General features: G+C 56.4%; 3 protein-coding genes. All 3 read left to right on the top strand.

The genetic code is table 11. The features are described 5' to 3' along the window. Positions 1-113 precede the first annotated feature (113 nt). Entirely contained in the window at positions 114-494 is a 381-nt protein-coding gene (locus KBT70_RS12035) for a CopG family transcriptional regulator (RefSeq protein WP_296633491.1), read from the top strand. A gap of 211 nt (positions 495-705) precedes the next feature. Beyond that, positions 706-1,497: an alpha/beta fold hydrolase gene (locus KBT70_RS12030; protein WP_296633489.1), complete on the top strand. Its 792-nt coding sequence runs from the start codon at positions 706-708 to the stop codon at positions 1,495-1,497. A 354-nt stretch (positions 1,498-1,851) separates the two neighbouring features. Continuing rightward, on the top strand, positions 1,852-3,222 hold a 1,371-nt coding region (locus KBT70_RS12025), incomplete at its 3' end, for a TerB N-terminal domain-containing protein (protein WP_296633487.1).

Below are 3,222 nucleotides of genomic sequence, written 5' to 3'. Positions count from 1 at the left end.
TTTGTCGAGGCCAGTGAAGCCGACGATGATGCCGCGCGGTCAGAACGACTTCGCAGCCGGATGACCGCCAATGCGCGTCAGGCTTCCCTTGACCCTGGCGACGGAATCGAACTGTGAAATCGAAACATACGTTCCGGCTTTCACCGGAAGTGGCCCGGCACCTAGCCGATTATGCGGCGCGAAAGCGTGTGTCTCAGGCTGAGCTAGTTGAAGCGGCGCTGGTCTCGTTTATGTCGCCAGATGGTTCGGAGCGTATGGAGGCAGCGTTCAGCAGGCGCATTGATCGGGTCATCCGTGAGCTTGAGCGACTGGACCGGCATGTTGAAATCGGGAATGAAGCATTGGCTTTGTTCGTCAGATTCTGGCTGACGGCCAACCCGCCTCTCCCGGATGCCGCTGTTGCAGCTGCGCAGGCAAAAGGCAAAGAGAGATATGACAGCTTCGTGCAAGCACTGGCTCGCAGGATGGACACGGGTGAGCGACTGAATTGCTAAGACGGCGCACGCTAACAAAGCCGCTGTAAAAACCCTTGGGCGTCCTAATAGCATCTATCTAATAGCAGCTATCAATTCATATGCGCTCTCTTATTACCGTAGGGGCTCAAATTGGGCCGTGAGCGGACTATCCGCTTCTGGCCAATCTCTCGCCAGAATGGACAGCCGCGAACCGGGCGGAACTTAAGCCAATGCAAGGCCTTACCTGCACATGACCTTACACCACACGCGCACGGGCCGCGGAAAACCACTCCTGCTGGTCCATGGGCTTGGGGGAACCTGCCGCTCTTGGGACACGATCTTGCCTGCGCTTGCCCAGGTCAGGGAGGTAATCGCCGTGGATCTGCCGGGCCACGGGCAGTCCCCCGAAGAGGCCGACAGCGGTACGTTTGACGGGCTGGCGGGCAGCTTGGATAACTGGCTGGGCGCTGAGAATCTCACGGGAATCGATATGGTTGGCAGCTCTATGGGCGCTCGCCTGGTGCTCGAGATGGCGCGACGCGGCCAGGCCGGCGCGGTCGTCGCTCTGGATCCGGGCGGCTTCTGGCAAGGGTGGGAGCGTGGCTTCTTCAGGACGACCATAACGGCATCGATTGCTTTGGTACGGGCGCTACGGCCGGCGCTTCCTGCCATTACCGGAAATATCGCAGGCCGGACCGCGCTCATGGTCCAGCTCTCGGCAAGGCCGTGGGCGCTGGATCCCGCGTTCGTATCGCACGAACTAAGGAGACTGGCGGATACGCGTACCATCGACTCGCTGGTGAAGGATCTCGCTACCGGCGCAAATCAGCAAGGTTCTGCGAACACGCCTGCCCCGGTTGTAATCGGCTGGGGACGCAAGGATCGGCTGTGTCTACCGCAGCAGGCAAACCGCGCCATGGCGGCCTTTCCTCAAGCAAGGATGCACTGGTTTGAGCGCAGCGGACACTTCCCGATGTGGGACCAGCCACAGGAGACCGTCAAGGTCATTCTGGATGCAACCGATCGATCAGGATCATATTGACGCTGTCATCGGCGGATTGGCAGCTCGAAGGCTCCACCATGGGCTTGTCCCACATTGGCGCTTCCCGGGACTAAAGCCGCCGTGGCCTGCCACCTGAACGGGTTGCAGCTTTCAGGGTGGTGGACAGATGAATCCGATGACGGGAATGAGGGCGCATTTCAGACCGGCGGGAATTGGGCCGGTTGCTGACCGTCGGCTTTCGCGGGGCATGGCGCAAAAACAGCCGTATCATTTGGACGACCCGTATCAAGCCTGCGCTTGCAAACTCACTTATTAAAGTCGCCAAGGCCCTAATCTGTTTTTGGCCGAAAGAATCTGCGTGACCTCTCATCCACCAACTGGCAGGCAGTACAGATGTCGTTTGTCTGGAAAATCATCCGCATTATGGGGCTTTACGTCGGCACTTTCTTTGTTTGCGTAATAATCGCGGCAATAGCATTGGACAGTCTACCCGATGCGCTCGAAGCTCTGTTCGTTCTTCTTGCACCCATCGCTTTTGTCTGGTGGTTTGAAAAGCGTCGCAATGCGCGGATGGCTGAAAAGAGCGGCCCTGAAAAGGCATCCCCTATCCCGTCGTCGAGCAAAGTTGGACGGGCAACGAATCCGAGACCGGATAAGTCAGGTCAGTTTCGACCCGACTTTGGAAGAGTTGGGCAAATAGCAGCGGAGGCTGTGCGGCGATCCACCGAACTGCGGCAGCAGTTGGATCGGGGAGAGGGGCTTTCGCCTCAAGCAGAAGGGCGCCGTCAAACTTCTTCGGCAAAACCGCAAGGGCGTCACCAAGGATGGGTGCCTAAGGGCCAGTCAGTAACTATCGCAAGTCGCACGATCGATGGGATGGTCTATGTTGGCACACCACCACGCATTGGGTCATCCTCCTATGGCGAGAGGTGTCGAGCCTACATCGATCCATCCTTATCTGTAGCACCGGTCGGGTCGGACAAGAACGGCGACAATATGCCATATTGGCCGGGCTATACGAGCATCCCTGCTGTTTGCAGAACCACCTATCTTGATTGGCTGGCAGGCGGTCGCCAGGACGGTACGATTAACCCAGGCTACATGTTCCTGTTCTTCTATGGCTTGGAGCGACGGTTTTTGGTCGATGACGCGCCAGAAAGCGAAAAACGCGACATCCTTGTCGAGGTGGTGCGGCTAAAGGAATTGTTCAGCAAAAATCACTCCGCCCAACGCTATCTTGGAGAATTCATCGATCTAGCGAGTATCATTGTAGACGATGCAGATTTCAAGAAGCCCATCTACAAAAACTGGGGCTGGGAACTGCCACTAACTTTGAAGGTCGCATTAGGCGGAGCGATTACTAACGACATGCCAATTGACGCAGATTGGCTTCTGAGCTGGTTCATGTGTCACAACGAAAAGCGCCTTCGTACACCAGCTACACGCTGCGAGAACGAATTCATGTCATTGTTCAGACATAAATTTGTAATTCGCTATCCCAACGACCTCACGGTGTCGAAACCGAGAAAACACCTAGAATACAGTTACAGGGCCGCGTCAGGTGAGTTTGATGGAGACATTCCAATCTCTGCAAACGGCAAGCCTGTGCTCGACATCTCTGGCTTACGCAAACCAGTCGAGATAGCTCAAAAGATCGCAGATGAAGCAATGGATGAACTCGATAAGTTCAGCCGTTATCTGGGTCGCAATCCGGACGGCAGAGGAACCATGGAAGCCCAAGCATTGCTTCCCGCTGAGCTTTGG

The sequence above is a fragment of the Roseovarius sp. genome (assembly GCF_018066915.1).
Lineage (GTDB): Bacteria > Pseudomonadota > Alphaproteobacteria > Rhodobacterales > Rhodobacteraceae > Roseovarius.
This window is presented reverse-complemented; position numbering and strand designations above follow the sequence as displayed.

Excerpts from the sequence above, each read along its gene's own strand:
- KBT70_RS12030 (WP_296633489.1), top strand. The coding sequence starts at position 706 with ATGACCTTACACCACACGCGCACGGGCCGCGGAAAACCACTCCTGCTG.